We start from the raw sequence: 593 nt of genomic DNA, 5'->3' as shown, positions 1-593 counted from the left end.
CAGCTCAGCCGTCAACCGGTCGGCGAGAGCGGGCAGTTGCCCTATCAGCGGCCGCGCGGCGCGGCGCAGCACGGCGACGGCGTCGGATCCCGCGGGGGCGCCGGCGGTGCGGGGGCGGGGACGTACGAGGTGCTGCGCGGGCATCACGGACCTCCACGGGTCGGCTGACGCCGGGGCGCACCTGACCCGCCCCGGCGCCCGAAGAATGGCATACCGTCTGGTCGGTCTCCAGCCTTCGGGCAGAGCCGTGGCTATGCCGTTACCGCTCGGTATGCCCGCGGAGGGCGCGGCCGCCGCCTCAGGAGGGCGCCACGGCCCGTTCCGCGCGGTCCACCAGGCGGGCCAGTTCGGTCCGGGAGCGGACGCCGAGCCGGGCGAAGACATTGCGCAGATGGTGGTCGACGGTGCGGGGGCTCACGGACAGCCGCCGGGCGACCTCGCGGTTGGTGGCTCCCTCCGCGACGCAGCGGGCGATCCGCAGCTGCTGCGGGGTCAACTCGCCCAGCCCGCCGGGAGGTTCGTGGAGGTCGGGGGCCTCCCCCGTCGCGCGCAGCTCGGCCGCCGTCTGCGCGGCCCAGACCGCGGCGCCGCAC

General features: G+C 76.7%; 1 protein-coding gene. It reads right to left on the bottom strand.

All coding sequences use genetic code 11. From position 1 onward, the window contains the following. Positions 1–298: 298 nt before the first annotated feature. The coding region (locus tag G3I40_RS33920) for a helix-turn-helix transcriptional regulator (protein WP_164558672.1) at positions 299–593 on the bottom strand (295 nt) is incomplete at its 5' end.

It is taken from the genome of Streptomyces sp. SID14478, assembly GCF_010548525.1.
Taxonomy (GTDB): domain Bacteria; phylum Actinomycetota; class Actinomycetes; order Streptomycetales; family Streptomycetaceae; genus Streptomyces.
The sequence above is the reverse complement of the archived record's forward strand: the minus strand, read 5'-3'. Positions and strand labels throughout refer to the sequence as shown.